Consider the following 524-nt stretch of genomic DNA (forward strand, 5'->3'; position numbering starts at 1 on the left):
CCCTGGGCCATCCTGTCGGTGTTCGTGTTCATCTGGGGCCTGCCGCCCGTCAAGGCCTGGCTCAACGGCCTGTTCGCGCCGTCCTTCCCGATGGCGGGGCTGCACAACCTGATCGAGAAGGTGCCGCCCGTCGTGCCCGTGCCCACCAAGGAGGGCGCGGTCTACACGCTGAACCTGCTGTCGGCCACCGGCACGGCGATCCTGCTGTCGGCGGTGGTGAGCGCCTTCCTGATGAAGTACAACCCGGTCGCCATCGTGCGCACCTTCCTGAAGACGATCTGGCTGGTGAAGTACTCGCTGCTCACGATCGTGCTCATGCTGGCGCTGGGCACGCTCACGCGCTACTCGGGCACCGACACCACGCTGGGCCTGGCGTTCGCCAACACGGGCGTGCTCTACCCGTTCTTCGGCACGCTGATGGGCTGGCTGGGCGTGGCGCTCACCGGCTCGGACACGGCCTCGAACGTGCTGTTCGGCGGCATGCAGAAGGTGGCGGCCGAGCAGCTGGGGCTGTCGGCCAACCT

General features: G+C 67.7%; 1 protein-coding gene. It reads left to right on the top strand.

All coding sequences use genetic code 11. From position 1 onward, the window contains the following. Nucleotides 1-524: L-lactate permease (locus FJV41_RS57205; RefSeq protein WP_141649587.1), on the top strand; the 524-nt coding region annotated here is incomplete at both ends.

Source organism: Myxococcus llanfairpwllgwyngyllgogerychwyrndrobwllllantysiliogogogochensis, assembly GCF_006636215.1.
Taxonomy (GTDB): Bacteria; Myxococcota; Myxococcia; order Myxococcales; family Myxococcaceae; genus Myxococcus; species Myxococcus llanfairpwllgwyngyllgogerychwyrndrobwllllantysiliogogogochensis.